Genomic DNA, 238 nt, shown 5'->3' with positions numbered 1-238 from the left:
GAATTCCTTGAGGTCCCTCAGGTCCTGTCGCTCCAATTGGCCCCTGTAATCCCTGTATCCCTTGTATACCTTGTGCCCCAGTCGCTCCCGTTGGACCAATCGGACCTTGGAACCCTTGCACACCTTGAGGTCCTGTCGCTCCAGTTTCTCCTTGTGGTCCTCTCAATCCTTGTGCTCCCTGCTGTCCTTCTGGTCCAGTTGCACCTATTGGCCCAACTGGTCCTTGTATCCCTTGCAC

The 238-nt window shown here is 55.5% G+C and carries 1 pseudogene; it reads right to left on the bottom strand.

What is annotated here, in order from left to right:
* Positions 1-238 (bottom strand): annotated as a pseudogene (locus MR170_RS31715) (collagen-like protein); the annotation flags it as partial.

The organism is Bacillus cereus group sp. BfR-BA-01524 (assembly GCF_022662595.1).
GTDB lineage: Bacteria > Bacillota > Bacilli > Bacillales > Bacillaceae_G > Bacillus_A > Bacillus_A thuringiensis_S.
This window is presented reverse-complemented; position numbering and strand designations above follow the sequence as displayed.